Genomic DNA, 25095 nt, shown 5'->3' with positions numbered 1-25095 from the left:
GACGACCTCCTAGCCGCGCACGGCAATGACAGTGATTTCCACACGCACGCCGGGGCGCGCCAGTTCAGCCTGCAACGCGGTACGGGTCGGTGCACAACCCGGCGCCAGCCATGCCGCCCAGACGGTGTTCATCGCGTCGAAATCACTGGCAATGTCCTTGAGGTAAATCGTCGCGCTGAGTATCTGGTTTTTTTCGCTCCCCGCCTCGGCCAACAGCTGATCGATCTTCTCCAGTACTTCCTGGGTCTGTTCGGCGATCCCGGTAGTACACGTGGGCACCTGACCGGAGAGGAACACCAATTGCCCATACAGGGCGGCGGCGCTCAAGCGTTCGTTGCTGTGCAAACGGGTTATCGACATCGGGACACTCCTGGTGGTTGTTGTACGTATGCAGGTCAGGCCGCCCGAGGGGTCAGCCCGTGCAGGTCGATCGAAGGCGCACGCCCGGCAATCAGTTCGGCAAGAAGCTGGCCGCTGGCACTGGCCAGGGTAAAGCCCAGCGCACCATGGCCGAGGTTGAGCCACAGGTTGCGATAACGGGTTGTCCCCAACAGCGGCACGCCACTGGGAGTCGCCGGGCGCATACCCGCCCACTCCCGGGCATGGGTGTAATCGGCCGCGTTGGGTAATGTGCTTGCCGCCAGCTGACGCATGCTCGCCAGCCGTGCAGGGTCGAGCGATTCGTCATAGCCGACGATGTCGACCATCGCCGCCACCCGCAGCTGATCGTCGAGCCGGGCATAGACGATCTTGCGGTCGTAATCGGTGATGCTCACATCGGGTGCCTGGTGTCCGGCCGTGATTGGCGCGGTCAGGCTATAGCCCTTGAGCGGATAGATCGGCAGGTGCAAGCCCGGCAAGCCCAGGCTGGCGCTGCGGTGCCCGGCGCACAGCACCAGGCGCTCCACCGGCAGGCGTTGATCGTTCAGTTCCACGGCCTGCACCATACCGTCGGCATGCTGGATCTTCGTGACCGTCTGCCCCAGCAAGAACCGGCATTGCCCGGAAGCCTGCAAGCGCTGCGCCAGGGCCAGGCAAAAGCGCTGGCAGTCCGCAACCTCTTCATCCGCGGTGAACACGCCGCCGATAAAAGGCGCTTCGGCCAAGCTCGGCTCGAGTGCCGCAATCGCGCTGGCGTCCAGCACCTGTTGGTCCTTGGGATCAAGCAGATGAGCACGGGCGTGGGCGAAACTGGCCGCGTTGCGAAAGGTCACCAGCTTGCCGTTGCGCCGCCAGGCGAAATCCTCCAGCGCGTCATCGTTGCGCCATTGCGCCAGGGTGGCCTGACTGTGCAACGCCAGACGCAGCAGGTGCGCCGCATTGGTGCGATTGACCGAGCTTCGGCACGCCGCCATGAAGGCTCCCAGCCAGCGCCATTGCGCCAGGTCCAGGCGTGGTCGCAGCTTGAGCGGCGAATCGCTGCGCAGCAGCCAGCCCAATGCCTGCAGCGGTACCCCGGCATCGGCCAACGGCGACACATAGCGATACGAAAGCTGCCCGCCGTTGGCAAAGCTGGTACCGCCGGCAAGGCTGTCCCGCGCCTCGATCAGGTCGACTGCAAAGCCTTCTCGCACCAGGGCATAAGCTGTTGCCAGACCAATCACGCCACCACCGATCACCACCACCCGCTGAGCCATGTGCAACCACCGAAAAGTCCGAAGACCTTCAGACTAGGGCCGGTGACAGCGGCTGGATAATGAATAAGAATGAGGCATCCATAAACAAAGGTTATGGGCCAGACCATGCGTTTACGTCACATCGAAGTGTTCCAGGCGATCCGCCAGACCGGCTCGATCAGCGGTGCTGCACAGCTGCTGCACGTCACTCAGCCGGCGGTCTCGAAGATCCTTCAGCACGCTGAAGCCCAGCTGGGCTTTCCGCTGTTCCTGCGGGTGCGTGGCAAGTTGCAGATAACCCCCGAGGCCCTGGCCCTGGAGCGTGAGGTCGACAAGGTCTCCGACAGCGTCGAAGGCGTGCGCCGCCTGGCTGCCAGTTTGCGGCGCCAGCCCGGCCTGCAGTTGCGTATCGGTGCCACACCGGCCTTGGCGCTGTCGCTGCTGCCGCCGGTCATCAGCCAGTGGTCCGAACGTCACCCGCAGTCCGAATGCGAACTTTCAAGCTTGCACAGCCGTGAGCTGGTGCAACAGTTGCTGATGCGTGAAATCGACGTTGCGCTGACCTTGCGCCACCCCGACCACCCTGGCTTGAGTGTGCAGGCCTTGGCCCATGGCGTGCTGGTGGCGATGGCGCCAAAGGGCTACTGGAGCGAAAGCAGTCAAGGCCTACCGCTGGGCGTCGATGCCCTGGCCGGCGCGCCGCTGATTGGTTTGAGCAGCAGCGATCCGCTGGCCGCGCAGGTGGGGAGTTACCTGAAAAACCTGGAGCCAGCGCCGAGTATCGCCATTCGTGTGCAGACTTATTCGCTCGCGCGAGCCATGGTCGAATCCGGCGCCGGGCTGGCGCTGATCGACCCCTTCACCGCCCTGGGTTCGCAGCACACGCTGGTGCGTCCCCTTGACCCACCGTTGCCGATTACCTTGTATGCCCTGACCCGGGCCAACGAGAGTCATCCGCACACGCTGGACGACCTGTTGCAGCTGTTTGGCAAGCATGCGCGGGAACAGATTGCCCAAGTGCCCACTCTGCCCGCTCACAGCGCCTGAATGGCAATCAGCTCGGGCAGCTCTGCTCACCGTTGTTCAGGCCCTGCTTGTAGTTACGGCTGAGCAGGCTGGCCTTGCCGTCGTGCCAGGTCAGGGTCAGGACATACAGCGAGTCGAAATCGCCGCCGTCCCAGTCCTCGGTGATCACCTGTTTCTCACCCAGCGCCTTGCCGGCCACCGTGTTGATCAGCTCGGGCAGGTAGCCGTGGGACCAGGCGGTGTAGACGGTAGCGTTGCGGTATTTGTTCTGCAGGAGTTCGTCTGCAAGGGCAGCGGTGTCGTTCGCACCGAAGTCGATGTTCACCGGCAAGCCCAGCTTGATGGCACTCGGGCTGATGGTCATCAACGGGCGAATGTAGCTGTAGGCGTCGTCCTTGCTGCCTTCCTCGACGTGACGCGATGGGTTGGCGGCAAACACATAGTCGGCCTTGCCGAATTTTTCCGGCAGCACAGTGGCCAGGTCCAGGGCGCGATTCAGGCCCTGGCAATTGAGTTGCCCCAACCCTTCTCCCGGCTTTTCGGCATGACGCAGAAACACTAACGTCTGCACACCGTCTACTGGGGCTGCGCGGCTTTCGACAGCCTCGAGGGCTAGCAGGGTGACACCACCGAGCAGTACCAGCGAACAAAGGGCATGGCGGTGGCGTTTGAACAGGGTAGACAACGTCATGAAGCGGGCTCATTCGGCAAAAAGGGATACGGCTGACCCGCCTGTGACACGCCGCGGCCGAGGCCGCGGGTGATCCCTGTCTGTCGTTCCATCCGTGGAGCGGGGTTAACTGAGAGTGCGTCAAGCCCGTTTGGTTCGATCCCTGAGTGCTCAACCCTGAGCAAAGGTGAATGTAACAAACAAATGTTGCTGAATTAATTCAACTATCGGTCATTCGTCGCGTGTCAGCACTTCCAGCAGTTCGATCTCGAACGTCAGGTTCGAATGCGGCGTGATTGCGCCCATGCTGCGTTCGCCATAGGCCAGGTGCGAGGGCACCACCAGCTTGCGCTTGCCGCCCACCTTCATGCCCATCAGGCCCTGGTCCCAGCCCTTGATCACCCGGCCGGTGCCGATCACACATTGAAATGGCTTGCCGCGATCGTAAGAGGAGTCGAATTTAGTGCCGTCCTCCAGCCAGCCGGTGTACTGAGTGGTAATCAGCGCGCCCCTGACCGCCTCTTTGCCCTCACCCAGCTGGATGTCGGTGATTTGCAGTTCGCTGCTCATGCTTGACCTCGTTAACGCGTGAAAAGTGTGTCGTGGCAGCCTTTTCTCAGGAATGCACAGGTTTGGCAAGCGTTGCCGGGGTGCCGTGCTGGCGCATCGACCAGCACACCCCGCCAATCACCAGAATGATCGCCGCCGCCTCCAGCACACTCGGCCCGCTCTGGCGCCAGATAAAGGCGTAGAGCAAGGCAAACAGCGTTTCAAAGACGATCAGTTGACCGCTAAGGGTCAACGGCATGCGTTTGGAAGCAGCGTTCCACAACAGCGCTGCCAGCCAGGAGCCGAAAATCGCGCAGCCCAGGCTGTACAGCCAGAACAATCGCCATCGCTCAGGCGCCGCCTCCACCTGCAGCTGTGCCGGCTGCCACAGTACGAGTGCAGCGACGAGCACCAGGCTGAACACTCCCGTCATCACGCCAACCAGCACCGACCACTGGTGACTGTCGAAATGCCCGCACAGCTTGAGGTAGCGGCTGTTGTTCACTGCGTACCAGGTCCAGCAGGCCAATGCTGCCAACGCGTAGAGCACACCTGCAAGCTTATCGCCGGCCGTGCCCGCTTCGACGGCAAAGGTCTGCACGTTGATACACAGCATGCCGGCAAGAATCAGCAGCAGCGGCGCGAACAACTGCTTGAGGGCCACGCCGCCACTGTCATGGCGACCATAGAGGGTGATGGTAAGCGGCAAGACACCGACGATCAATGAGGCGGGTGCCACGCCCAGGCGCTGGATGGCTGCCACCAGGAAGATGAAGTACAGCAGGTTGCCGACCAGCGCCAGACGTCCCAGCATCCACAGGTCTGCCATCGTCAAACGCCCCAGCACCTTGCGCATCGGCACCGCCAGGATCAGGGTCACGACACCGAACAACACGAATCGCGCACAGGCAAGCAGCACCGGGCTGAACTCCGGCAGCAACTGCGGCACCATCAGTACCAGCCCCCACATCGCACCGGCTATCCCGGCGTAGGCCACACCCTGTTTCACTTGCCTGCTCCTGCTCAAAGAAGTGCGCAGGCTACCTTCTGGCAGGCCTGCGAACAAAAGATCATTCGGCATGCAGGCATTCCCCAGCGGAATACCTTTATCACCTGCGACTTCACTCCTATGATGCAGCCATTCCCCAACCGGACTCTCGACATGAGCCGCTTCAGCCGTCACCTGCCCCCGCTCGATACCCTGATTGCCTTTGAAGCGGTCATGCGCACGGGCAGTTTCACCCGTGCAGCCAGCGAGCTGTACCTGACGCAAAGCGCCGTGAGCAAGCAGATCAAACTGCTGGAGGAGCACCTCGGCGCCGTACTGTTCGAACGGCGTGCCCGCGGCATCGCACCGACCACGGCCGGCGCCGAGTTCAACGCCATCGTCGAGCCGATGCTTGAGCGCCTGCTGAGCAATGTCCTGCGTTTGAAGTCGGGCCATGGCAGCCGCAATGTCAGCGTCATCTGCACCCATGCGGTAGCTCAGTACTGGTTGTTCCCGCGGCTACTGCGCTTTAACGAACAACACCCGGAGCTGACCGTGAACATTCACGCCAGCAACGCAATCAGCGAAAGCGACATCAGCGACTACGACTTCGGCATCCTCTACGGGCACGGCCACTGGAGTTCGCTCACGGCCGACAAACTGTTCGATGAAACCATTTACCCCATTGCCAGCGCCAAACGCGCCCTGCCCACGGTCGACTCGTTGAGCGAACTGCAAGCCCTGCCCTTGATACAACTGGATGCCTCGGCGTGGAACTGCCTGGACTGGCAGGACTGGTTCAGCCATCAAGGCCAGGCCTACAAGGCACCCGCCGATGCAGTGACGTTCAACCAGGTCAACCTGGTGTTCGAGGCGGTGATGCAGGGAATGGGGGTGGGGCTTGGCTGGGAGTTCATGGCGCGTGAACGTATCGACCAGGGCGCCATTCGCCAGGTATCGGCGTTTGTCGTGCACACCGGGCAAGCCGACTATCTGGTGCACGACAAGCAGGCCCCCTGTTCACCTGCAGCGCAGGTCTTCGCCACCTGGCTGCTGGCGCTCAGTTGAACAGGGCTTCGACTTCAGCACCGGTCATCGTTTTGGTCTGGTTGGCAAAGCAGTAGTACGCCGGCTTGCTGTCGACATACACCTGCAGGTCGAAGACCCAGTCGGTGTCGCCTTCCAGCACCCCTACCGACACGGAATCGAACTGGCCGCTTTTGAGCCGGTACAAAAGATGGGTACCGCATTGGCCGCAGAAGCCCCGTTCGGCCCACTCGGATGATTCATAGAACACGGGTTGCCCGGCCGTGAACCTTACCGGTTGCGAACAGTGCACGGAAAACAGCGGCCCGCCGCCCCACTGGCGGCACATGCTGCAATGACAGGCATCGACACTTGCATTTTCCAGGCTGACGCTGAGTTTGACGGCGCCGCACAGGCAGCTACCGTGCTTTTCCAGGGACATGATCAACGCTCCTTGCTTGGGATAAGGAGCGAATCAGTCTAGCAGTTGGTGCTCCACCCTTGAATTCACCCTCGCACCGGCGTCAGCACTGGCTCACCGGCAAAGAATGCCTGCAGGTTCTTCAACACCAGCGCCACGGTGTCGCGTGCCGCTTCCGGCGACTGCCCGGCCACATGCGGGGTGAGCACGACATTGCCCAGGGCTTTGAGCGCATCCGGCACTGCCGGCTCGTCATCGAACACGTCCAGCCCTGCACCAGCGATCGCGCCAGTGCGCAACGCCTCGAGCATGTCTGCAGTGTTGACCACACTGGCCCGGGCGATATTGACCAGAAAGCCATCCGGCCCCAGCGCGTCGAGCACCGTTTTATCGATCAGTTGCCGGGTGTTGGCGCCGCCGGGGGTGGCGACGATGAGGAAGTCCGACGCCTGGGCCAGCGCCAGCGGGCTGTCGCAATAGGTGTAGGGCACATCGCTGCGCGGGCTGCGGTTGTGGTAACTGATCGGCATGTCAAAACCCTGCGCCGCGCGCTTGGCGATGGCCAGGCCGACCGCGCCAAGCCCGAGAATGCCCAGGCGTTTGCCACTGACCGACGGGCTGATGACACGATTCCACTCGCCCCGCCGGGTTGAGGCATCGGCCCGGGGAATGTCGCGCACTAAGGCCAGCAGCAGTGCCATCGCATGGTCGGCGACGGCCGTGGCATTGGCGCCCGCGCCATTGGTGACGGTGATGCTACGGGCGGCAGCAGCAGCGAGGTCAACCTGCTCGTAGCCAGCGCCAATCACACAGATGATTTTCAGGTTGGCCAAGGCCGCGATTTCATCGGCGCTGAGGCCCAACGGGCCTCGCGTCAGCACGGCATCGATCTGGCCGCCGTCACGGGCAATGGCTTCGGCGCGCAGGGCCGGGGTCTGGGCACGCACCAGGCGATAGCCCGCCTGTTCCAGCAACGGCAGGTAATCGTCAACGGTTTCCACCAGTACCAGGACTGTTTTGCTCATGCCACCCTCCGGTTCAATACGAAGGGGCATTATGCGCAGCTTGGGCTATTGCGCGAAAGCCCGGCCCAGACCGCCTGGCACACCACTGCTGTCGGTTTCCTGCCAGGGGCCGTTGAGGTTGGTTGACCAGCTCCAGCCGTTGTTCCAGCGGTAGTAGGTGCGCTGGCGGTAGAAGGTGTTGGTCTGGCCTTCAAGCACATAGACGCCCAGGCGTGGGTCCCAGTGACTGGCCCCGCCCGGCGGGGGCGCAAAGCTGGCCGAGGTGCGTGGCATCGGCTTGGTCGCCGGGGTGACCGCCGGCTTGCTCGGCACCGTGCTCGGACGCGGAACCGGCTTGCTGGCCGGCTCCGAGGGTAGCCTTTCGATCGGCGGCGCAGTCGGCTCGCTGGGTTGCTGAACAGTACACGCACTCAAGCCTATGGCCAGGGAAAGTAAGGTCAGGCGTGCGATGCTGTTCATAGTGATTCTCTTACTGGTCCGGGCTGTCGATGGTCAGGTGCTGAGCAGCGGTGGTGCTGCTGGCCAGCGGGCTGCTACGACCGATCCATTCACCCTGGGTCGGCTTGCCAGCCCGCGATACGCGTGCAACCAGTTGGACTTCAGGAAAGCTCGACAGTTTCATGCTCGGCATCATTGCATCGCTGTCGCTGAGCTCGACCTCGATGGGCAACTGCGCCACCGTCACCCGCTTGGCGGCCAACGGCATGGGCGGACCGGAACTGGCACGGGCGAAAATGAACACCGTGTCGTCAGGCTTGACCTGATCCTTGAGCGCAGCAGCCAGCTCCACGCGCACCTTCAACCGTGGCCCGGCCACCGGTGCCGGTGCCGGTGCCGGTGCCGGTGCCGAAGCAACCTTACCCTCACCCGCCTTGAGCTTTTCCTGAGCGCGCTCGATGCCGCCTTGCAGGGCGTTGCGCGAGGCATCGCCCTCCGGCAATTGCACGAGCAGGCGATTCCAGTAATCGACGGCCTGCTGGTAATGCTCGCTCTCGAACGCGGCAATGCCGAGCAGACCAAGGCTGGTAACTTCGTTGGGGTCGGCCTTGAGCGCTTCGTCGGTGAGTGTCTGGAGCTGTTCGGTCCACTGCTTGCCATTGGCGAAGTACAGCGCCTGCGCCCACTGCCCGAGCAACTCCGGCTGACGCTCCGCCAGCGCGGCGGCGCGTTCGAAGACCTTGGCAGCGTCGGCCGGCCGTTCCTGGGCCATGTAGGCACGCCCGAGGAAGTACAAACCTTCAGCCGAATCCGGTTGCGCTTCTACAGCGCGCTCAAGGCGCTCGGTCATGTCCTGCATCGAGTGTGGCGCCTCGGCGAACTCACGGGTCAGTTCGACCTGCTCGCTGGCGCCGAAATGCATATACAGGCCCAGGCCCATCAGCGGCACCAGCACCGCGGCCAGCAACGGCAGCGGTTTTCCGAGCCGCCCCAGACGTTGCGGCTCGGCATTTTCGGTGTCATCCAGCAGCTCGCGGGCGGCCTCATCGCGGCCTTTTGCCAGTTGATCGGCATCGAGAACGCCCGCCGCCTGCTGAGCGGTCAGTTCGGCGACCCGTTCCTGATAAAGCGCGACGTTCAGCGCGGTGCGGTCTTCTTCCAGTTGCGCACGACGGCCACGCAACACCGGGATCAACAAAAAGCTCAGGGCCACCAGCAACAGCAGGCCTGCAGCAAGCCAGAATTCAGTCATGGGTCTGTTCTTTGTCCAGCAATTTGGCGAGGCGCTCGCGCTCCTCGGGGGAAAGGTCGACAGGGCCACCCGCACTTTGCGCACGGCGCTTGCGCACGATCAGTGCCAGCAGGCCAAAACCACCCACCAGCAGCACGCCCGGGCCGAACCACAGCAACCAGGTACGGGCCGTCAGCTCAGGCTTGTAGCGCACGAAATCACCGTAGCGATCGACCATGAAGTCGATGATCTGCTGGTTGCTCTTGCCCTCGCCCAGCATGCGGAAGATTTCCCGGCGCAGGTCGGCGGCAATCGGCGCGTTGGAGTCGGCGATGTCCTGGTTCTGACACTTCGGGCAACGCAGCTCCTTGGTCAGCTCATGGTAGCGCTCGCGCTCGGCGTCATTGGCAAACTGATAGGTGTCGATGGCCGCCTGGGTTACCCCGGCCAGGCCAACGCCCAAAACAACTGCGGCCAGCCAGCGCTTCATGGCTTGGCCTCATCGACCAGCCCCTGGTACTGCGCCGCCAGTTGTTCACGCCAGACGGTCGCATCGACCACACCGACATGCTTGTAGCGGATGATGCCCTTGGCATCGATCAGGAAGGTTTCCGGCGCGCCGTACACACCCAGGTTCAAACCCAGCCCACCCTGGTCGTCAGCGATATTGAGCTGGTAAGGGTTGTGAAACTCGGCCAGCCACTTGTTGGCGGCCGCGTTGTCATCCTTGTAGTTGACCCCATGGATGACCACGCCTTGTTCGGCCAGCTTGTTCAGGTAGGGGTGCTCGACCTTGCACGACGGGCACCAGGTGGCCCAGACGTTGACCAGCGCCGGCTTGCCGATCAGGTCCGCCTGGGTCAGGGTCTTGCCGTCCTGCACCGACTTGAGCGTGAACGCCGGGAACGGCTTGCCGATCATTGCCGACGGCAGTTCGGTGGGGTCGAGGAACAAACCGCGGTAAAGAAACACCACCACCAACAGAAACACCGCCAGCGGCAGCACCATGATCCAACGCTTCATGCAGTTGCTCCAGACATGCCCAGTACTTCACGCACACGGGCTTTGACCTTGACCCGATAACGTCCATCCATGGCTGCCAGCAGGCCGCCCAGGCCCGTCAGCAAACCGCCCAGCCAGATCCAGCGGACAAAAGGTTTGACGTGCACACGCACGGCCCAGGCGCCGTTGTCCAGCGGCTCACCGAGGGCAACGTAGAGATCGCGGGTGAAACCGGCGTCGATACCGGCCTCGGTCATCATCGACTGTTGTACGGTGTACAGGCGTTTTTCCGGGTGCAGCACGCTGATTTCGCGGCCATTTTCGACAATCCGCACGGTGCCCTTGTCAGAGGTGAAGTTCGGCCCTTCGAAGTGCTTGGCGCCTTCGAAGATGAACTGGTAACCACCGAGTTCGACCGACTCGCCCGGGGCCAGGCGCAGGTCGCGCTCGGCACTGTTGTTGCTCGACAGCACCACGCCCAGGGCGCAAACCGCCAGCCCAAGGTGGGCTACGTGCATACCCCAGTAGCTGCGATTGAGGCCACGCAGCCCCTTGAGCAGCCCCTTGTGCCGGGTTTTGTCGAAAATGTCGCGGACACCGGCCAGCACGATCCACGCGGCCAGGGCGAAGGTAGTCAATACCTGCCAGTCGAAGTCGTCTACCAACAGCCCGCAGATCGGCGCCAGCACCACGCTGGCGATCAGCACTGGGGTCAGCATGCCGGCCAGCCATTTGCTCGGGGTGTCTTTCCAGCGCACCAGCACGCCAATGGCCATGACCAGCATGAGCAAGGCCATCAACGGAATGAACAGCGCATCGAAGTACGGCGGCCCCACCGACAGTTTCGCCCCGGTAAGCGCGTCGAGGATCAACGGGTACAGGGTGCCGAGCAGGATCATCGAGGCGGCAACCACCAGCACGATGTTGTTGGCCAGCAGCAGCGTTTCCCGCGACCACAGGGCAAAGCCGACCTGGCTTTTAACCACCGGCGCGCGCAGGGCGAACAGGGTCAGCGAACCACCCACCACGAACAGCAGGAAGATCAGGATGAAGATGCCACGCTCAGGGTCCGAGGCGAACGCGTGCACCGAGGTCAAAACGCCGGAACGGACCAGGAACGTACCCAGCAGGCTCAGCGAGAACGCCGCAATGGCCAGCAACACGGTCCAGCTTTTGAACACGCCGCGTTTTTCGGTGACCGCCAGCGAGTGGATGAGCGCAGTGCCCACCAGCCACGGCATGAACGAGGCGTTTTCTACCGGGTCCCAGAACCACCAGCCACCCCAGCCCAGTTCATAGTAGGCCCACCACGAGCCCAGGGTGATGCCGATCCCGAGAAACGCCCAGGCCACCAGCGTCCACGGCCGCGACCAGCGCGCCCAGGCCGCATCCAGGCGACCGCCGAGCAGCGCGGCAATGGCAAAGGCGAACGCCACCGAGAAGCCCACATAGCCCATGTACAGCATCGGCGGATGCACGATCAGGCCGATGTCCTGCAGCAGCGGGTTAAGGTCACGGCCATCGGTAGGTACCTGAGGCAACAAACGCGTGAACGGGTTGGAGGTGACGATCAGGAACGACAGGAAACCGACGCTGATCATGCCCATCACCGCCAGCACCCGCGCCAGCATCACCTGCGGCAGTTGCCGCGAGAAAATCGACACGGCGAAGGTCCAGCCGCCCAGGATCAGCGCCCAGAGCAGCAGTGAGCCCTCGTGGGCGCCCCACACGGCGCTGAACTTGAAGTACCAGGGCAACGCGCTGTTGGAGTTGCTGGCAACGTATTCGACCGAGAAGTTATCGGTCATGAACGCATGGGTCAGGCAGGCGAATGCAAAGGCAAGGAAGGCAAACTGGCCCCAGGCCGCCGGGCGCGCCAGGCTCATCCACAGGCTGTCGCCACGCCAGGCCCCCAGCAACGGCACTGTGGCCTGCACACAGGCAAAGCAGATCGCCAGAATCATCGAGAGCTGGCCGAGTTCGGGAATGATCAGGGCCGCGTTCATGGCTTGGCTCCAGCGTCGGTAGCCGCCTGGCCGCTCTCTTTCAGGGCCTTGGTCACTTCCGGTGGCATGTACTTCTCGTCATGTTTGGCCAGCACTTCATCGGCCACCACCACGCCGTCGGCGTTGAGTTTGCCCAGGGCGACGATGCCCTGCCCTTCGCGGAACAGGTCAGGGAGAATGCCACGGTAGGTAATCGGCACCGATTTGTTGAAGTCGGTGACCACAAAACGCACGTCGAGCGAATCGCCCGAGCGCTGCAACGACCCCTTTTCGACCATGCCGCCAGCGCGAATACGGGTATCAAGCGGGGCTTCGCCGTTGGCGATCTGGGTCGGGGTATAGAACAGGTTGATATTCTGCTGCAGAGCACTCAGGGCCAGGCCTACGGCGATGCCAACCCCGGCCAGCAGGCCGAGGATGATGAACAGGCGCTTTTTGCGTTGCGGATTCACTGGTTGTTCTCCCGGCGCAGACGGCGCGCCTCTTCTTGCAGGTAACGACGCCGCGCCAGTACCGGCGAAGCAACGTTGACAGCCAGCACCAGCAGGCAGATGCCATAGGCCGACCAGACATACAGGCCGTGATGGCCCATGGCGAGAAAATCGCCGAACGAGGCAAAACTCATCGTGCCATCTCCCGCCCGAGGCTATTCAGGACTTCTTCGCGGACCCAGCTGGCGCGGGCCTCGCGCTTGAGTACTTCGAGGCGCATGCGCAACAACAGCACCGCGCCGAAAAAACAGTAAAAACCCAGCACGGTGAGCAGCAGCGGCAGCCACATCTCGGCCGGCATCGCCGGTTTCTCGGTAAGGGTAAAGGTGGCGCCTTGGTGCAGGGTGTTCCACCACTCCACCGAATACTTGATGATCGGAATATTGATGACCCCGACAATGGCCAGCACCGCACAGGCCTTCGCCGCGCTTTCGCGGTTGCTGATGGCCTGGCCCAGGGCAATCAGGCCGAAGTACAGGAACAGCAGAATGAGCATCGAGGTCAGGCGCGCGTCCCAGACCCACCAACTGCCCCAGGTCGGCTTGCCCCAGATGGCGCCGGTGACCAACGCCACAGCGGTCATCCACGCACCGATGGGCGCCGCACACTGCAGGGCGACGTCGGCGATCTTCATTTTCCACACCAGCCCGACCACGCCCGCCACGGCCAGCATCACATAACAGGATTGCGCCAGCATGGCGGCCGGTACATGAATGTAAATGATCCGAAAGCTGTTGCCCTGCTGGTAGTCCTGCGGCGCGAATGCCAGGCCCCAGATCACGCCGATGCCGATCAACAAGACGGCGGCAACCGCCAGCCACGGCAGCATGCGGCCGCTGATGGCATAAAACCACTTGGGCGAACCCAGTTTATGAAACCACGTCCAGCTGATTGCGCTGCTTTTCATCACGGTACATCCAGGGTCTTTGCTGGGCACTGCCCAGACCTCATTATTCGCCGACGCTGATCTTCAGGCCAGCCGCTATTGCAAAAGGTGCCAGAGTTACTGCCAAGGCGGTCAGGCTGCCAAGCCAGAGCAGATAACCGGTCGCCGGCATAGCTTGCAGGGCCGCTTGCAGAGCGCCACTGCCCAGGATCAATACCGGGATATATAACGGCAAAATCAGTAGCGCCAACAGCAGGCCGCCACGCTTCAAACCCACTGTCAGGGCCGCACCCACAGCACCCAGCAGGCTCAGTACCGGGGTACCGAGTAACAACGATGCCAGCAGGACTGGCAGGCACGCCGAAGGCAAACCTAGCATCAGTGCCAGCAAGGGCGCCAACAATACCAGCGCCAGACCGGAAAAGGCCCAGTGTGCCAGTACTTTTGCCAACACCAGAAGCGGCAGGGGGTGCGACGAAAGGACCCACTGTTCCAGCGAGCCATCCTCGAAATCACTGCGGAAAAGCCCGTCCAGCGAGAGCAAAACCGACAAAAGGGCCGCCACCCACACCAGCCCTGGAGACAAGGTTTGCAACAATTGAGTTTCCGGTCCCACCGCCAGCGGGAACAACGCGATGACGATGGCAAAGAACACCAACGGGTTGGCAAGCTCAGCTGGCCGTCGGCACAACAGGCGCGCTTCGCGACGCAACAACAGGACAAACACACTCATGCGGCCCACTGCCCCAGATTCAGTTCACGGTAACCGGACGGCTTGCGCTCCAGCGTGTGGTGGGTGGTCAGCACAACCATCCCGCCCTGCTCGCAATGCGCGGCCAGGTGCGCTTCCAGTTGCGCCACACCCTGCTTGTCCAGGGCCGTGAACGGCTCGTCGAGGATCCACAGCGGCGGGCTGTCCAGGTACAGGCGGGCCAGGGCCACACGGCGTTGCTGGCCGGCCGACAGGGTATGACAGGGAACATCCTCGAACCCGCGCAGGCCGACCGCTTCCAGGGCCTTCCAGATCGCTTGAGGCTCTGCCGGGCGATGCAGGGCGCACAACCAGGCCAGGTTCTCTTCGGGGCTGAGCAGGTCTTTGATACCGGCGGCGTGGCCGATCCAAAGCAGAATTTTCGCCAGTTCATGGCGCTGTTCGGCCAGGGGTTTGCCGTCGAGGCGAATCTGCCCGGCTGTCGGGCTCATAAGGCCGGCCAGCAAACGCAGCAGGCTGGTTTTGCCGCTGCCATTAGGGCCGCTGACCTGCAGCATGTCGCCCGCAGCCAAGCGCAATTCGAGGTGTTCGAACAACATGCGCCAGTCGCGCTCGCAGGCCAGGCCCACGGCTTCGAGTTGAGGGGTCACAGTTTCGCCTTATGCTTGGGATGCCTGTCTCAAGTCGGTCCCGGCCTTGCCGTTATACTGGCAATGGAGATACGGCCCGGCCGCTCTGATCGCGAAAGATCGGGCGGCATTATACATGCGATGTCCTACTGCAAAGAGGGCTATTTCAACAGGTTGCTAGCGGATGACAGGCGAAATCAACAACCTCGGTACAGCGCTTCCGACCACCGCTCAGGTACGCGCGTCGACGACCGGTGAGCTGCTGCGTTTGTTGCAACCACAGCAGCCGGCTTTGCTCGCCCCCGGCGAGACGGCGAAGGCGGAAGTATTGGCGCTGCGCCAGGTCGGCCAGGACTTTCAACTGCTGCTCAAACTCACCCAGGACAGCGGCAAGCAAACCAATGTCCAGGCCAGCAGCAGCCAGCCGTTAGCGCAGGGCAGTCTGCTGGCCGTCAGTCAGACCAGCACCTCGAGCCTGGCCATCACCGTGCAGCAGGCCATCGCCAGCAGCGTCGCCAGCCTGACCCGTATCGACACCCGGGAAATGCCCATAGGCACCCTGTTGCAAGGCAAGGTACTGACCAGCCAGGCGCTGCCGCAAGCCGGCGGTCAACTGGCACAATTCCGCTCGTTGGTGACCCTGCTCGGCGGCAGTCAGGCCGGCACCACACTGACCATCGACAGCCCCCGGCCACTGGCAGTGGGCAGCTTGCTCAGTGCCAGGGTCCAGGGCGACCAATCGCTGAGCTTCGTCCCGCTCAGCGGGCGTCAGGAACAGCTGGCAATCGCCCAGCACCTGAGCAGCCAGCAAAGTCGCCAGGCCTCGTTGCAGGGGTTGCTCAGCCAGTTGCAGCAAATGCGCGACAGCATCGCTTCCAACGAGATACGCAGCAATGTCGACAAGCTGCTGAACACCTTGCCGGATATCCGCCAGCTCAGTGACCCCAAAGGCCTGGCCCAGGCACTGAGCAACAGTGGCGTATTTCTGGAAGCCAAGCTGCTTGCCGGCCTGCCCGCCAGTCTCGCGCCCGACCTCAAGGCACAGGTGGTGCGTCTGGTGGCGCAGATGCTGCCGGGACTGCCCGGTAACGCCCAGTTCAACCCGGGTGCTGCGGCCAGCACCCTGGCCCAGGTGATGCCCGGGATGGTCCGCAATGCCCTGGGCATGCTCGGCCAGGTCAGCCCGCGCCCGCAACCCGGTGGTTTCCCCCTGCCCTCACGACAGCTGCAAAGCCAGCAAGGTGAAGGTGATCTCGAGCATTTGCTGCGCCTGGCGGCTGCGGCGATCTCTCGCCTGCAAAGCCACCAATTGGCGAGCCTGGAACAAACCGGCACTACAGCCGACGGTAACCTGCAAACCACCTGGCAGCTGGAAATACCTGTGCGCAGCGGCCAGGACTTCATGCCCGTGCAAATGAAGCTGCAGCGCGAAGAAACGCCCGAGCAGCAAAGCGACCCGGAACGCGAACGTCGCGATCCGTTGGAAATGCTTTGGCGGATCGAGTTGGCCTTTGACCTGCATCCGCTGGGCCCGGTACAGATCCAGGCCCATATCAGCCAGGGAACGCTGTCCAGCCAGCTGTGGGCAGAATTCCCGTGCACCGCGCAACTGATCGACAGTCAGTTGGGCAACCTGCGAGAACGCTTGCTGGCTCGCGGCCTCAACGTGACAGAGTTGCAATGTCATCACGGTACCCCGCCGCAAGGGCCGCGTACCCGTCTGGAACAGCGCTGGGTGGATGAAACGGCATGACAGAGAAGAACCCGCGACAGGCCATTGCCCTGAGCTACGACGGGCAGCAGGCCCCGGTACTCAGCGCCAAGGGTGACGATGAGCTGGCCGAGGCGATCCTGGCCATTGCCCGCGAACACGAAGTGCCCATCTACGAAAATGCCGAGCTGGTGCGCCTGCTCGCACGCATGGAACTGGGCGACCAGATTCCGGAAGCGCTGTACCTGACCATTGCGGAAATCATCGCCTTCGCCTGGCAGTTGCGCGGCAAGGTGCCCGCCGGATTCAATGACCCGACCAGCGGGCCGAAAGATGTCACACCTGAACAACTGCGCCTGCTACCGGGGTCGGGCACACGATGACCTACGTGCGCACAAGGTGACATAACTAACTACCACGTCGAGTTCCCCTTCATGGTCAAGCTTGCACCTTTCATCCCCACAAAGGTGCCCCACCATGCTCCAGACCTATGTAAATGCCGCCGGCGTACAGTTTGTGCGCGATCTCCTCAAGCACGTCCCCCGCCCCGACCGGGAAGCTGCCCGATGCATCGGCGAATGGGCGGCCACTCAAGGTTTGCAGCTCGACCCGGAGCAAACCGACGTTGTCACCCTGCATTACCGTGGCCAAGAAGCGGTGATCGTCAACCGGATGTCGCTCACCCAGGCGCTGGTGTCGAACTGGCAGGGCGAATCGAACAAAGACCTTATCGGTAGCCTGCTCCCCGGACACTGGGCAGGTTACTTTCCCGAAGGCACGCTGAAAATTGTCAACGCGTTACCCGAGCACAGCGTACTGGACAACAGCGCAGCCTACTCGGTGTTCAATGGGCTGTTTCGCAGGTCCGAGCCGGTGCAGATCGATGCAACCACTCACTTGCCCGTCGACGTCGAGGCACTGCAGCGCTACATCTGGAATTTGGATTTTCATGCCCATTACAAGACGTTGCTCGACGATTACTGGGAGCAACACCTGCAAGACCATCGCCTCGCCGCCAAGATCAACTTCATCGCTGCTTGTAACAAACAAACGCTGCAAGGGTCTATGAGCGATGCCGGGCGCCGCCTCAGCTGGCAGGCGGCAGGACTTGAGAAGCGCTCACCCGGTCTGCGCATCCGCCCGCTGAATATTTATGGTTATGCCGCCTCCGATGTTATCTGTATCGCTGACAGCGCCGGCCCGCCAGTGCTGCTCTATATCCCGGGCAACAGTGCTCCGCTTCACGAATTCGCCAGTATGAATGCGATGAAGGACTGGATTGGCCTACAGTGCCAGGACGCCGACAAGCGCCAGGCGCTGCGCCAGCATTTCCACCTCGCCGACACCCCCGACGGACTCGACTTCAGCGGTCTGGACACAGCGCTTGAGGGGCTCGGCGCTTACCCCGCGATCCACTGGCGCTCCTCCAACCGCGCAGGGTTTACCACCGATGGCCGCTGGTCACCGCGCGACTACGTAAATTACCGCCCAAACACCTACAGCCGCTCGATTAAAGGTGACCTGTTCGAAGCATTGAGCCAGCGCCAACGCGAGCGCAGCTATGCCGATGCCGATTTCATCATCACCAGCGACAGTGAAGTGACCAAGGCCAGATGGCGCGGTTACCTGAGCACCTCCATCAACCTGCTTGGCCCGCTCGCGCTGGTAGTACCGGAGCTGGCGCCGTTGTTTGCCCTGGTCGGCATCAGCCAATTCAGCCTGGGTCTGGATCAGGCGATCAACGGCAAGTCACTGGATGCCAAGGCCGACGGTGTGACCACCCTTGAATACGGCCTGCTCAACGCCCTTCCGCTGGCGCTGGAGGCGGGCGCCAAAGTCCCGGCACTGTTTGGTATCAAAAGTGAAGGCTTCGTCCTGCCAAGACGGGTCAACGAACAATGGGGCTACCCGCTGAGCCCCGTCTCACCGCCTCGGCTACCCGAGATCGAAACAGCCGAGTTCTTCATCCTGGATGACACCATTGCGCCCCTTCCGGGTGGCGACCCGGCGGTCGCCGATTCGATTATCCGCCAGCCGCTGTATACCGGCGAAGTGGATCAACTCCAGGCGTCTATGGGTGGCTATGGCATGAACGTTGTGTATGACATGGAACGGGATGCCTTCATCTCTGAAGACGACGTGAACGCCGTGATGCCCACCTTCTACATCGCCAGACAAGGACAACGAGACCTGGTCACCATCAACGCCATGGAGCGTCCGGTAACAGATCAGATGCGCATGAACACGCTACGTTCGCTGGGTGTTGACTTACCGCTACCGGTGGAGATTCCGGTTCTCGATCATGCAAGATTGCAACCGCTCCCTAAAAAGATCTCCTCGATCTGGGTGGGAGACAAGGTCATCAGCAGCAAGCTGCTGGAGAATGTCGCTGCCAATGTGCAACGCCTGAGCAACAGCGACTATGAGTTGCGCCTGTTTCTGTCAAATGCTACACCGGCAGCGTTCGAGGCAAACACACGCCTGCTGGCAGAGCATGCACCGGGCCTGACGGTACTGACACTTGAAGAACATCCGTTCTATCAATCATTCAGCACGAGTGACTACTTCAACCAATATCGCCATGCAATCGATGGCAACGGCGGCGTTGCCTGCAACTTCTCTTCGGCCTCCGATGTGCTGCGCTATCCCTTGCTCGACCATGAGGGCGGTTTATACATGGATATCGACGACACCCTGCTAAGCGCACACGAAGACCCCTTGCGCGAACCGACGCAGGATGCACCTTCCGACGTCGCGGCCATCGATACCGTGCCGTTGCTCGCCACACCGGAAGGGCTGTTGCTACCGCAACCGATGAGCAACCACACGCTGGGCATGAACTGGGAATACAACACCAGCATGATCGGCAGCCACCCAGGTAACCCGACTTTGCGCCTGATTTCAGATGAAATGCGCGCCCGCTACCTGGCCGATCCAGAGTTCTACAACAGCAGGCCGAGCCTGGCCGATGACTCGCGAGGATTCTACCGCTATGCACAACGCCTCAATCGCATGACCGGCCCACGCCTGCTGACCGACGTCGTCGATCAGCACTTGCCCGGTTTGCGCACATTGCGGCAAGTGTTCAATTTGCTGGGAATGAAGCAGCTCAATAGCTGGTCATTTATACCGCGAGAGGCCTTCAGGCAGGCCTGGCACGAGCAACTGCCTTTTGTGCGCATTGCCAAGGTAGGCGGCAACCATTCGTGGACCACCACCTGACCACCACCGGGGCGGATTCGCCCGCCCCGGTAGCCACTATGCTCATGGCTCGGCGCGATGCACCTTGCTCATCAGCTCCGCTTCGGCCTGGGTCAGGCCGCACGACTGGGTCAGCTCATCGACGCTGGCGCCCATGCCCACCAGTCGAGCCGCCTGAGCGAACGACAGGCTATTGGGATCGCGCTGCTCCAACTGCAACATTTTGTCGGGCAGCGGCGCTACCGTCGCACGCAGCTCATGCAGGGCTTCGCCCATGCGCACCGTGCCGTTCTGGTAGTCGTCCAGGCGTTTAGCCAGATCCTTGATGCGCTGGTCACGCAGCGCATCACCCTGGGCCTGCTGGGCGGCCAGTTCACGCTGGCGCTTGCTGTAGTTCAGGAAGAACCACAGGCTAAGCGCCCAAAGCAGCGCCAGAAAAATAACTGCAACCTCGAGGATCACCTCAGATGTTCTCCAGCTCGGACCACTCTTCCTCGGTCATCATTTTGTCCAGCTCGACCAGGATCAGCAGTTCGTTGTTCTTGTTGCACACGCCCTGAATGAATTTGGCCGACTCTTCGTTGCCCACATTCGGCGCGGTTTCTATTTCCGATTGGCGCAGGTAAACCACTTCGGCGACGCTGTCGACCAGAATACCGACCACTTGCTTGTCGGCTTCGATGATGACGATGCGGCTGTTGTCGGTGATTTCACTCGACATCAGGCCAAAGCGCTGACGGGTGTCGATCACGGTGACCACGTTGCCGCGCAGGTTGATGATGCCCAGCACGTAGCTAGGTGCTCCCGGGACCGGGGCGATCTCGGTATAGCGCAGGACTTCCTGCACCTGCATCACGTTGATGCCGTAGGACTCGTTGTCCAGTTTGAAGGTTACCCACTGCAGGATCGGATCTTCGGAACCTTGTGCAGACGACTTTTTCATTCCCCTATCCCTCAAAAACCGCCTTCGGCGGAGTGCTCTGTGCGGTCGCTGGTGCGACCGATTATTTATGGATTGCGTGCAGTTGCCGGACCGCTCCGCTGGCGATCAACTCGGCCAGTTCGGCAACGTCCAGCAAGGCGCACATATGTTCGATGACCGTGCCCGCCAGCCAGGGTCGCTGGCCGCGCTGGCTTCGCCATTTGATCTCGTTGGGGTCCAGGCGTAGCGAACGGCTGACCTGATGCACCGCCAGCCCCCACTCGTAGCCCTGTACCGAAATGACATACTGCAGGCCCTGTCTAAAGTCGTCGCGATAGCGGTCGGGCATCACCCAGCGCGCAGTGTCCAGAACTTTAAGGTTGCCGCTTTGACTTGGCAGGATGCCCAGGAACCAGTCGGGTTGCCCGAACAGCGGCGTCAGCTCGTGGCCGGCCAGAGAATAGATCGAGCCCAGGCACACCAACGGTACAGCCAAAGTCAGCCCGGCCACGTCAAACAGCAGGCACTCAAAGGGTTCAGCCGCCCAGGCCGGGCGGCCGTCGACGGTGACTGGCGGCACTGGCGCGTTGGGCGCCGGAGGCAGGTGCACCTCCACCAGCGGCTCGACCGGTGTCGGAAGCTCAGCAATCACTGCAACCGCAACCGGTTCGGGCTCGGGTTCAGGCATCGGCGCAACAACTGGCAGCACCGCCGGCAGCGCTACAGCTGCAGGCTCCGCAAACGGCAAAGGCTCAGCCTTGACCACCAGCGCTGGCGACTGACGGACAACCTGGGCATCGCGCGCCTGCTCCTCAAGCACGGCGGCCTGGAACTCATCGATTTCGATGGACTGTACAACCTGCTCGATTTCCTCGGTGGCCTCATGCAGCAGACCGTCCAGGTAAGACTGCAATGCCAGTTGCGGGCCGGTAGCTAGCGTGCGTGCGCGATTCATCAGGCCACCTGCTTGGCAATGTTGCAGGTCAACAGGTGCTTGAGCAACGCCCGGTAGGCCACCACCCCGCGGCTCTTGCCGTCGAACTGAGAGGGTGTCACGCCGGCACGGCTGGCATCGCGCAGCCGCGTATCCACCGGGATGTAGCCTTGCCAGATGTTCTCCGGATAGGCATCGCGCAACACCCGCAAGGTGCCCATCGAAGCTTGCGTACGGCGGTCGAACAGCGTCGGTACGATGTGATACGGCAACGCCTGCTTGCGCGAGCGGTTGACCATCGCCAGGGTGCTGACCATGCGTTCCAGGCCCTTGACCGCCAGGTACTCGGTCTGCACCGGAATCACCAGCTGCTGACTTGCCGCCAGGGCGTTGACCATCAGAACGCCCAGCAACGGCGGGCTGTCGATAATGGCGTAATCGAAATCCTGCCACAGCTGCGCCAGAGACTTGGCGATTACCAGGCCCAGGCCACTTTGCCCGGGCGACTGGCGCTCCAGTACTGCCAGTGCCGTGCTCGACGGCAACAGCGAGATCTTCTCGTCACTGGTGGGCAGCAGCAATTGCCCTGGCAGGCCTTCAGGCACCGCGCCCTTGTGCAGGAACAGGTCGTAGCAGCTGTGCTCCAGAACGTCCGGATTGTGCCCGAAGTAGCTGGTCATGGACCCGTGGGGGTCGAGATCGACCACGACCACGCGCTTGCCCGCCTCGGCCAGCAAGCCGGCCAGAGCGATAGAAGTGGTGGTCTTACCGACGCCACCTTTTTGATTGGCTACTGCCCAGACTCTCATTACGCTGCTTCCTCCCGGCAAGGCGGCCTGCCCTGCCAGGAACGGTTATGGGTTCGATGACGGAGGATTGACGCGATTGCCCCCCACCGTCGGTGATACCGCTGCAGGTGCAGTTTGTGTGCCAGCCCGCTTCAATGCCGCATCCGGCGTGGCATTGGCGCTACCGGTACCGGTCAGGCTACGGCGCACTTCAAGGTTGCGTGAGATCACCAGCACCACCCGACGGTTGCGCGCCCGGCCTTCAGCGGTGTCGTTGCCGGTAATCGGCTGGAACTCGCCATAACCGACCGACGCCATGCGTGCCGGGTTTACCCCTTCCATCGCCAGCAGGCGGACGATACTGGCGGCGCGTGCTGAAGACAGTTCCCAGTTGGTCGGGTATTGCGCCGTGCGAATCGGCAGGTCGTCGGTAAAGCCCTCGACGTGCACCGGGTTGGCGAACGGCTTGAGGATCTTCGCCACCTTTTCGATGATATTGAACGCAACATCGCTGGGCATCGCATCGCCACTGCCGAACAGCAGCGAAGAATTGAGCTCGATCTCGACCCACAATTCGTTGCCGCGCACGGTCATCTGATCCGACTTGATCAGATCGCCAAAGGCATCACGCACGTCGTCGGTAATGGTTTTCAGCGGATCGCTACTGGTCTGCGCAAGCCCGGCGTCCACCTGGTCGCTGTCCTTGATCAACGGCTCGGCCGGCTTGACCGTCAGCGGGCGCTCATCGCCGATGGGGATCGGCCGCATGCTCTTTTCAGGGTCGTTGAATACCCCGATCAACGCCTGGGAAAGGATCTTGTACTTGCCCTCGTTGATCGAAGAGATCGAGTACATGACCACGAAAAAGGCAAACAGCAAGGTGATGAAGTCCGCGTAGGACACCAGCCAGCGTTCGTGGTTTTCATGCTCTTCGGGCTGTCGACGGCGCGCCATGTATTACTCCATGAAGCCCTGAAGCTTCAGCTCGATCGAACGCGGGTTTTCACCCTCAGCGATCGACAGCAGGCCCTCCAGCAGCATTTCCCGGTAACGCGACTGACGCATGGCCAGGGCCTTGAGCTTGTTCGCGATCGGTAACAGGATGAGGTTGGCACTGGCCACGCCATAAATGGTGGCAACGAAGGCCACGGCAATGCCGTTGCCCAGCTGCGACGGGTCAGCCAGGTTGCCCATCACATGGATCAGGCCCATGACCGCACCGATGATGCCGATCGTCGGGGCATAACCGCCCATGCACTCGAACACCTTGGCGGCCTGGATATCCCGGCTTTCCTGGGTGTAGAAATCCACCTCAAGGATGCTCCGGATGGCTTCGGGCTCAGCGCCATCGACCAGCAACTGCAGGCCTTTGCGCGCATACGGATCGGGCTCGGCATCAGCCACGCCTTCCAGGCCCAGCAAGCCCTCCTTGCGTGCCGTCAGGCTCCAGTTGACCACGCGATCAATGCCGCCGGCGAGGTCGACCCGTGGCGGAAACAGGATCCAGCGCACGATCTGCAGCGCCCGCTTGAAGGCACTCATCGGCGACTGCAGCAGTGCTGCCGCCAGGGTACCGCCCAGCACGATCAAGGCCGCCGGGCCGTTGATCAAGGCCGACAGGTGCCCGCCTTCAAGAAAGTTGCCGCCGATAATCGCGACAAACGCCAGAATGATCCCGATAAGGCTCAAGACATCCATCAGACGCACGCCTCGACCAGGTGTTTGCCTATCTCATCCAGGCTGTAGACCGCGTCGGCCAGGTTGGCCTTGACGATGGCCATGGGCATGCCGTAAATCACGCAGCTGGCCTCGTCCTGGGCCCACACCGTACTCCCGCCTTGTTTGAGCAGACGCGCGCCTTCACGGCCATCGGCGCCCATGCCGGTCAGCACGACTGACAAGACCTTGTCGCCGTAGGACTTGGCTGCAGAACCAAAGGTGATGTCTACACATGGCTTGTAGTTCAAGCGTTCGTCACCCGGCAGAATCTTCACCGCACCACGCCCGTCGACCATCATCTGCTTGCCGCCCGGGGCCAGCAACGCCAAGCCCGGACGCAACATGTCACCATCTTCGGCTTCTTTCACACTGATCTTGCACAGCTTGTCGAGGCGCTCGGCAAAGGCCTTGGTGAATGCCGCCGGCATGTGCTGGATCAGCACGATCGGTGCCGGGAAATTTGCCGGCAGCTGGGTCAGCACGCGCTGCAGCGCCACCGGGCCGCCAGTAGAAGTGCCAATGGCGACCAGTTTATAGGGCTTGCGCTTGGGTGCAGGCGAGCTGGCAACAGGTGCCGCCGCCCGCACTGGCGCAGCGCTGCGCACGGCAGCGCTGGCACCCAGGCTGCTGACGCTCGGCTGAGCTGCGACGCTCGGCTGCGGCGCCGGAGCCGGGCTGGCATGGCTGCTGAAACGACGGTTGCTGCGCGAAATGGTATGGACCTTTTCGCACAGCATCTGCTTGACCTTCTCCGGGTTGCGCGAGATGTCTTCGAAGTTTTTTGGCAGGTAATCGACCGCGCCGGCATCCAGGGCGTCGAGGGTGACCCGCGCGCCTTCGTGCGTCAGCGAAGAGAACATCAACACCGGGGTCGGGCAACGCTGCATGATGTGCCGCACCGCGGTGATGCCATCCATCATGGGCATTTCATAGTCCATGGTGATGACATCGGGTTTGAGCGACAGCGCCTGGTCGATCGCTTCCTTGCCGTTGGTCGCAGTACCCACGACCTGGATAGTCGGGTCCGCTGAAAGAATTTCCGAGACACGGCGGCGGAAGAAACCGGAATCATCCACCACCAGGACCTTGACTGCCATAAACACT

Annotated in this window: 29 protein-coding genes; 5 read left to right on the top strand and 24 right to left on the bottom strand. The window is 62.1% G+C overall.

Annotation, left to right across the window (positions count from 1 at the left end):
• Positions 1-9: 9 nt before the first annotated feature.
• Positions 10-360, bottom strand: a complete 351-nt coding sequence (locus DM813_RS16130; RefSeq protein ID WP_128324390.1) for a RidA family protein — start codon at positions 358-360, stop codon at positions 10-12.
• A 35-nt stretch (positions 361-395) separates the two neighbouring features.
• The gene (locus DM813_RS16125) at positions 396-1637 is read right to left on the bottom strand and encodes a D-amino acid dehydrogenase (protein ID WP_128324389.1); all 1242 of its coding nucleotides are present in this window, start codon (positions 1635-1637) and stop codon (positions 396-398) included.
• Positions 1638-1742: 105 nt separating this feature from the next.
• Here DM813_RS16125 and DM813_RS16120 point away from each other — a divergent pair, with 105 nt between their 5' ends.
• Complete coding sequence (locus DM813_RS16120) at positions 1743-2663, top strand: LysR family transcriptional regulator (RefSeq protein ID WP_128324388.1); 921 nt, start codon at positions 1743-1745, stop codon at positions 2661-2663.
• A gap of 7 nt (positions 2664-2670) precedes the next feature.
• Here the strand turns inward: DM813_RS16120 and DM813_RS16115 are convergent, their stop codons facing one another.
• From DM813_RS16115 to DM813_RS16105, 3 genes are all read right to left on the bottom strand, one after another.
• The gene (locus DM813_RS16115; protein WP_128324387.1) at positions 2671-3333 is read right to left on the bottom strand and encodes a histidine phosphatase family protein; all 663 of its coding nucleotides are present in this window, start codon (positions 3331-3333) and stop codon (positions 2671-2673) included.
• A gap of 210 nt (positions 3334-3543) precedes the next feature.
• Positions 3544-3882: an FKBP-type peptidyl-prolyl cis-trans isomerase gene (locus tag DM813_RS16110; protein ID WP_128324386.1), complete on the bottom strand. Its 339-nt coding sequence runs from the start codon at positions 3880-3882 to the stop codon at positions 3544-3546.
• Positions 3883-3928: 46 nt separating this feature from the next.
• The gene (locus DM813_RS16105; RefSeq protein ID WP_128324385.1) at positions 3929-4870 is read right to left on the bottom strand and encodes a DMT family transporter; all 942 of its coding nucleotides are present in this window, start codon (positions 4868-4870) and stop codon (positions 3929-3931) included.
• A gap of 153 nt (positions 4871-5023) precedes the next feature.
• Here DM813_RS16105 and DM813_RS16100 point away from each other — a divergent pair, with 153 nt between their 5' ends.
• Positions 5024-5917 (top strand): LysR substrate-binding domain-containing protein, encoded by an 894-nt coding sequence (locus DM813_RS16100; RefSeq protein ID WP_128324384.1) that lies wholly within the window; start codon positions 5024-5026, stop codon positions 5915-5917.
• Here the strand turns inward: DM813_RS16100 and DM813_RS16095 are convergent.
• The 12 genes from DM813_RS16095 to ccmA all read right to left on the bottom strand — a co-directional run bounded on the left by DM813_RS16095 (position 5910) and on the right by ccmA (position 14737).
• Positions 5910-6317, bottom strand: a complete 408-nt coding sequence (locus DM813_RS16095; protein WP_128324383.1) for a GFA family protein — start codon at positions 6315-6317, stop codon at positions 5910-5912. The genes DM813_RS16100 and DM813_RS16095 overlap by 8 nt on opposite strands.
• A 65-nt stretch (positions 6318-6382) precedes the next feature.
• A complete protein-coding gene (locus DM813_RS16090) occupies positions 6383-7321 on the bottom strand; it encodes a 2-hydroxyacid dehydrogenase (RefSeq protein ID WP_128324382.1) in 939 nt (312 codons plus the stop codon).
• Positions 7322-7366: 45 nt separating this feature from the next.
• A complete protein-coding gene (locus tag DM813_RS16085) occupies positions 7367-7780 on the bottom strand; it encodes a hypothetical protein (RefSeq protein ID WP_128324381.1) in 414 nt (137 codons plus the stop codon).
• 10 nt (positions 7781-7790) lie between these two features.
• A complete protein-coding gene (gene ccmI / locus DM813_RS16080) occupies positions 7791-9011 on the bottom strand; it encodes a c-type cytochrome biogenesis protein CcmI (RefSeq protein WP_128324380.1) in 1221 nt (406 codons plus the stop codon).
• Positions 9004-9480 carry a cytochrome c-type biogenesis protein gene (locus tag DM813_RS16075; protein WP_128324379.1) on the bottom strand — a complete coding sequence of 159 codons (477 nt, stop codon included), beginning with the start codon at positions 9478-9480 and terminating at the stop codon, positions 9004-9006. The genes ccmI and DM813_RS16075 overlap by 8 nt, the downstream gene beginning before the upstream one ends.
• Positions 9477-10013 (bottom strand): DsbE family thiol:disulfide interchange protein, encoded by a 537-nt coding sequence (locus tag DM813_RS16070; RefSeq protein ID WP_128324378.1) that lies wholly within the window; start codon positions 10011-10013, stop codon positions 9477-9479. Before DM813_RS16070 ends, DM813_RS16075 begins: the two co-directional genes overlap by 4 nt.
• Positions 10010-11983, bottom strand: coding sequence for a heme lyase CcmF/NrfE family subunit (locus DM813_RS16065; protein WP_206617414.1), 1974 nt, complete (start codon positions 11981-11983; stop codon positions 10010-10012). Before DM813_RS16065 ends, DM813_RS16070 begins: the two co-directional genes overlap by 4 nt.
• 11 nt (positions 11984-11994) lie before the next feature.
• Complete coding sequence (ccmE, locus tag DM813_RS16060; RefSeq protein ID WP_128324376.1) at positions 11995-12450, bottom strand: cytochrome c maturation protein CcmE; 456 nt, start codon at positions 12448-12450, stop codon at positions 11995-11997.
• Entirely contained in the window at positions 12447-12623 is a 177-nt protein-coding gene (gene ccmD / locus DM813_RS16055) for a heme exporter protein CcmD (RefSeq protein ID WP_128324375.1), read from the bottom strand. Before ccmD ends, ccmE begins: the two co-directional genes overlap by 4 nt.
• Complete coding sequence (locus DM813_RS16050) at positions 12620-13396, bottom strand: heme ABC transporter permease (RefSeq protein WP_128324374.1); 777 nt, start codon at positions 13394-13396, stop codon at positions 12620-12622. Before DM813_RS16050 ends, ccmD begins: the two co-directional genes overlap by 4 nt.
• A gap of 43 nt (positions 13397-13439) precedes the next feature.
• Positions 13440-14108 carry a heme exporter protein CcmB gene (gene ccmB / locus DM813_RS16045; protein WP_038616869.1) on the bottom strand — a complete coding sequence of 223 codons (669 nt, stop codon included), beginning with the start codon at positions 14106-14108 and terminating at the stop codon, positions 13440-13442.
• On the bottom strand, positions 14105-14737 hold the full coding sequence (gene ccmA / locus DM813_RS16040) for a cytochrome c biogenesis heme-transporting ATPase CcmA (RefSeq protein ID WP_128324373.1): 633 nt from the start codon (positions 14735-14737) through the stop codon (positions 14105-14107). Before ccmA ends, ccmB begins: the two co-directional genes overlap by 4 nt.
• A 163-nt stretch (positions 14738-14900) precedes the next feature.
• Here ccmA and DM813_RS16035 point away from each other — a divergent pair, with 163 nt between their 5' ends.
• The 3 genes from DM813_RS16035 to DM813_RS16025 all read left to right on the top strand — a co-directional run bounded on the left by DM813_RS16035 (position 14901) and on the right by DM813_RS16025 (position 19649).
• Positions 14901-16469 (top strand): flagellar hook-length control protein FliK, encoded by a 1569-nt coding sequence (locus DM813_RS16035; RefSeq protein ID WP_128324372.1) that lies wholly within the window; start codon positions 14901-14903, stop codon positions 16467-16469.
• A complete protein-coding gene (locus DM813_RS16030; protein WP_128324371.1) occupies positions 16466-16810 on the top strand; it encodes an EscU/YscU/HrcU family type III secretion system export apparatus switch protein in 345 nt (114 codons plus the stop codon). The genes DM813_RS16035 and DM813_RS16030 overlap by 4 nt, the downstream gene beginning before the upstream one ends.
• Positions 16811-16904: 94 nt before the next feature.
• The gene (locus tag DM813_RS16025; RefSeq protein WP_128324370.1) at positions 16905-19649 is read left to right on the top strand and encodes a dermonecrotic toxin domain-containing protein; all 2745 of its coding nucleotides are present in this window, start codon (positions 16905-16907) and stop codon (positions 19647-19649) included.
• 42 nt (positions 19650-19691) lie between these two features.
• Here the strand turns inward: DM813_RS16025 and DM813_RS16020 are convergent, their stop codons facing one another.
• From DM813_RS16020 to DM813_RS15990, 7 genes are all read right to left on the bottom strand, one after another.
• Positions 19692-20090, bottom strand: a complete 399-nt coding sequence (locus tag DM813_RS16020; protein WP_128324369.1) for a DUF2802 domain-containing protein — start codon at positions 20088-20090, stop codon at positions 19692-19694.
• 1 nt (position 20091) lies between these two features.
• On the bottom strand, positions 20092-20571 hold the full coding sequence (locus DM813_RS16015; protein ID WP_028945467.1) for a chemotaxis protein CheW: 480 nt from the start codon (positions 20569-20571) through the stop codon (positions 20092-20094).
• A 61-nt stretch (positions 20572-20632) separates the two neighbouring features.
• Positions 20633-21505, bottom strand: a complete 873-nt coding sequence (locus tag DM813_RS16010) for a CheW domain-containing protein (RefSeq protein ID WP_128324368.1) — start codon at positions 21503-21505, stop codon at positions 20633-20635.
• Positions 21505-22293 (bottom strand): ParA family protein, encoded by a 789-nt coding sequence (locus DM813_RS16005; RefSeq protein WP_128324367.1) that lies wholly within the window; start codon positions 22291-22293, stop codon positions 21505-21507. The genes DM813_RS16010 and DM813_RS16005 overlap by 1 nt, the downstream gene beginning before the upstream one ends.
• 45 nt (positions 22294-22338) lie before the next feature.
• Positions 22339-23226, bottom strand: coding sequence for a flagellar motor protein MotD (gene motD / locus DM813_RS16000; RefSeq protein WP_128324366.1), 888 nt, complete (start codon positions 23224-23226; stop codon positions 22339-22341).
• Positions 23227-23229: 3 nt separating this feature from the next.
• Complete coding sequence (locus DM813_RS15995; RefSeq protein WP_128324365.1) at positions 23230-23970, bottom strand: flagellar motor protein; 741 nt, start codon at positions 23968-23970, stop codon at positions 23230-23232.
• A complete protein-coding gene (locus tag DM813_RS15990) occupies positions 23970-25088 on the bottom strand; it encodes a protein-glutamate methylesterase/protein-glutamine glutaminase (RefSeq protein ID WP_128324364.1) in 1119 nt (372 codons plus the stop codon). Before DM813_RS15990 ends, DM813_RS15995 begins: the two co-directional genes overlap by 1 nt.
• Between the last annotated feature and the right edge of the window lie 7 nt (positions 25089-25095).

The sequence above is a fragment of the Pseudomonas alkylphenolica genome (assembly GCF_004025535.1).
In the GTDB taxonomy this organism is placed as follows: domain Bacteria; phylum Pseudomonadota; class Gammaproteobacteria; order Pseudomonadales; family Pseudomonadaceae; genus Aquipseudomonas; species Aquipseudomonas alkylphenolica_A.
The sequence above is the reverse complement of the archived record's forward strand: the minus strand, read 5'-3'. Positions and strand labels throughout refer to the sequence as shown.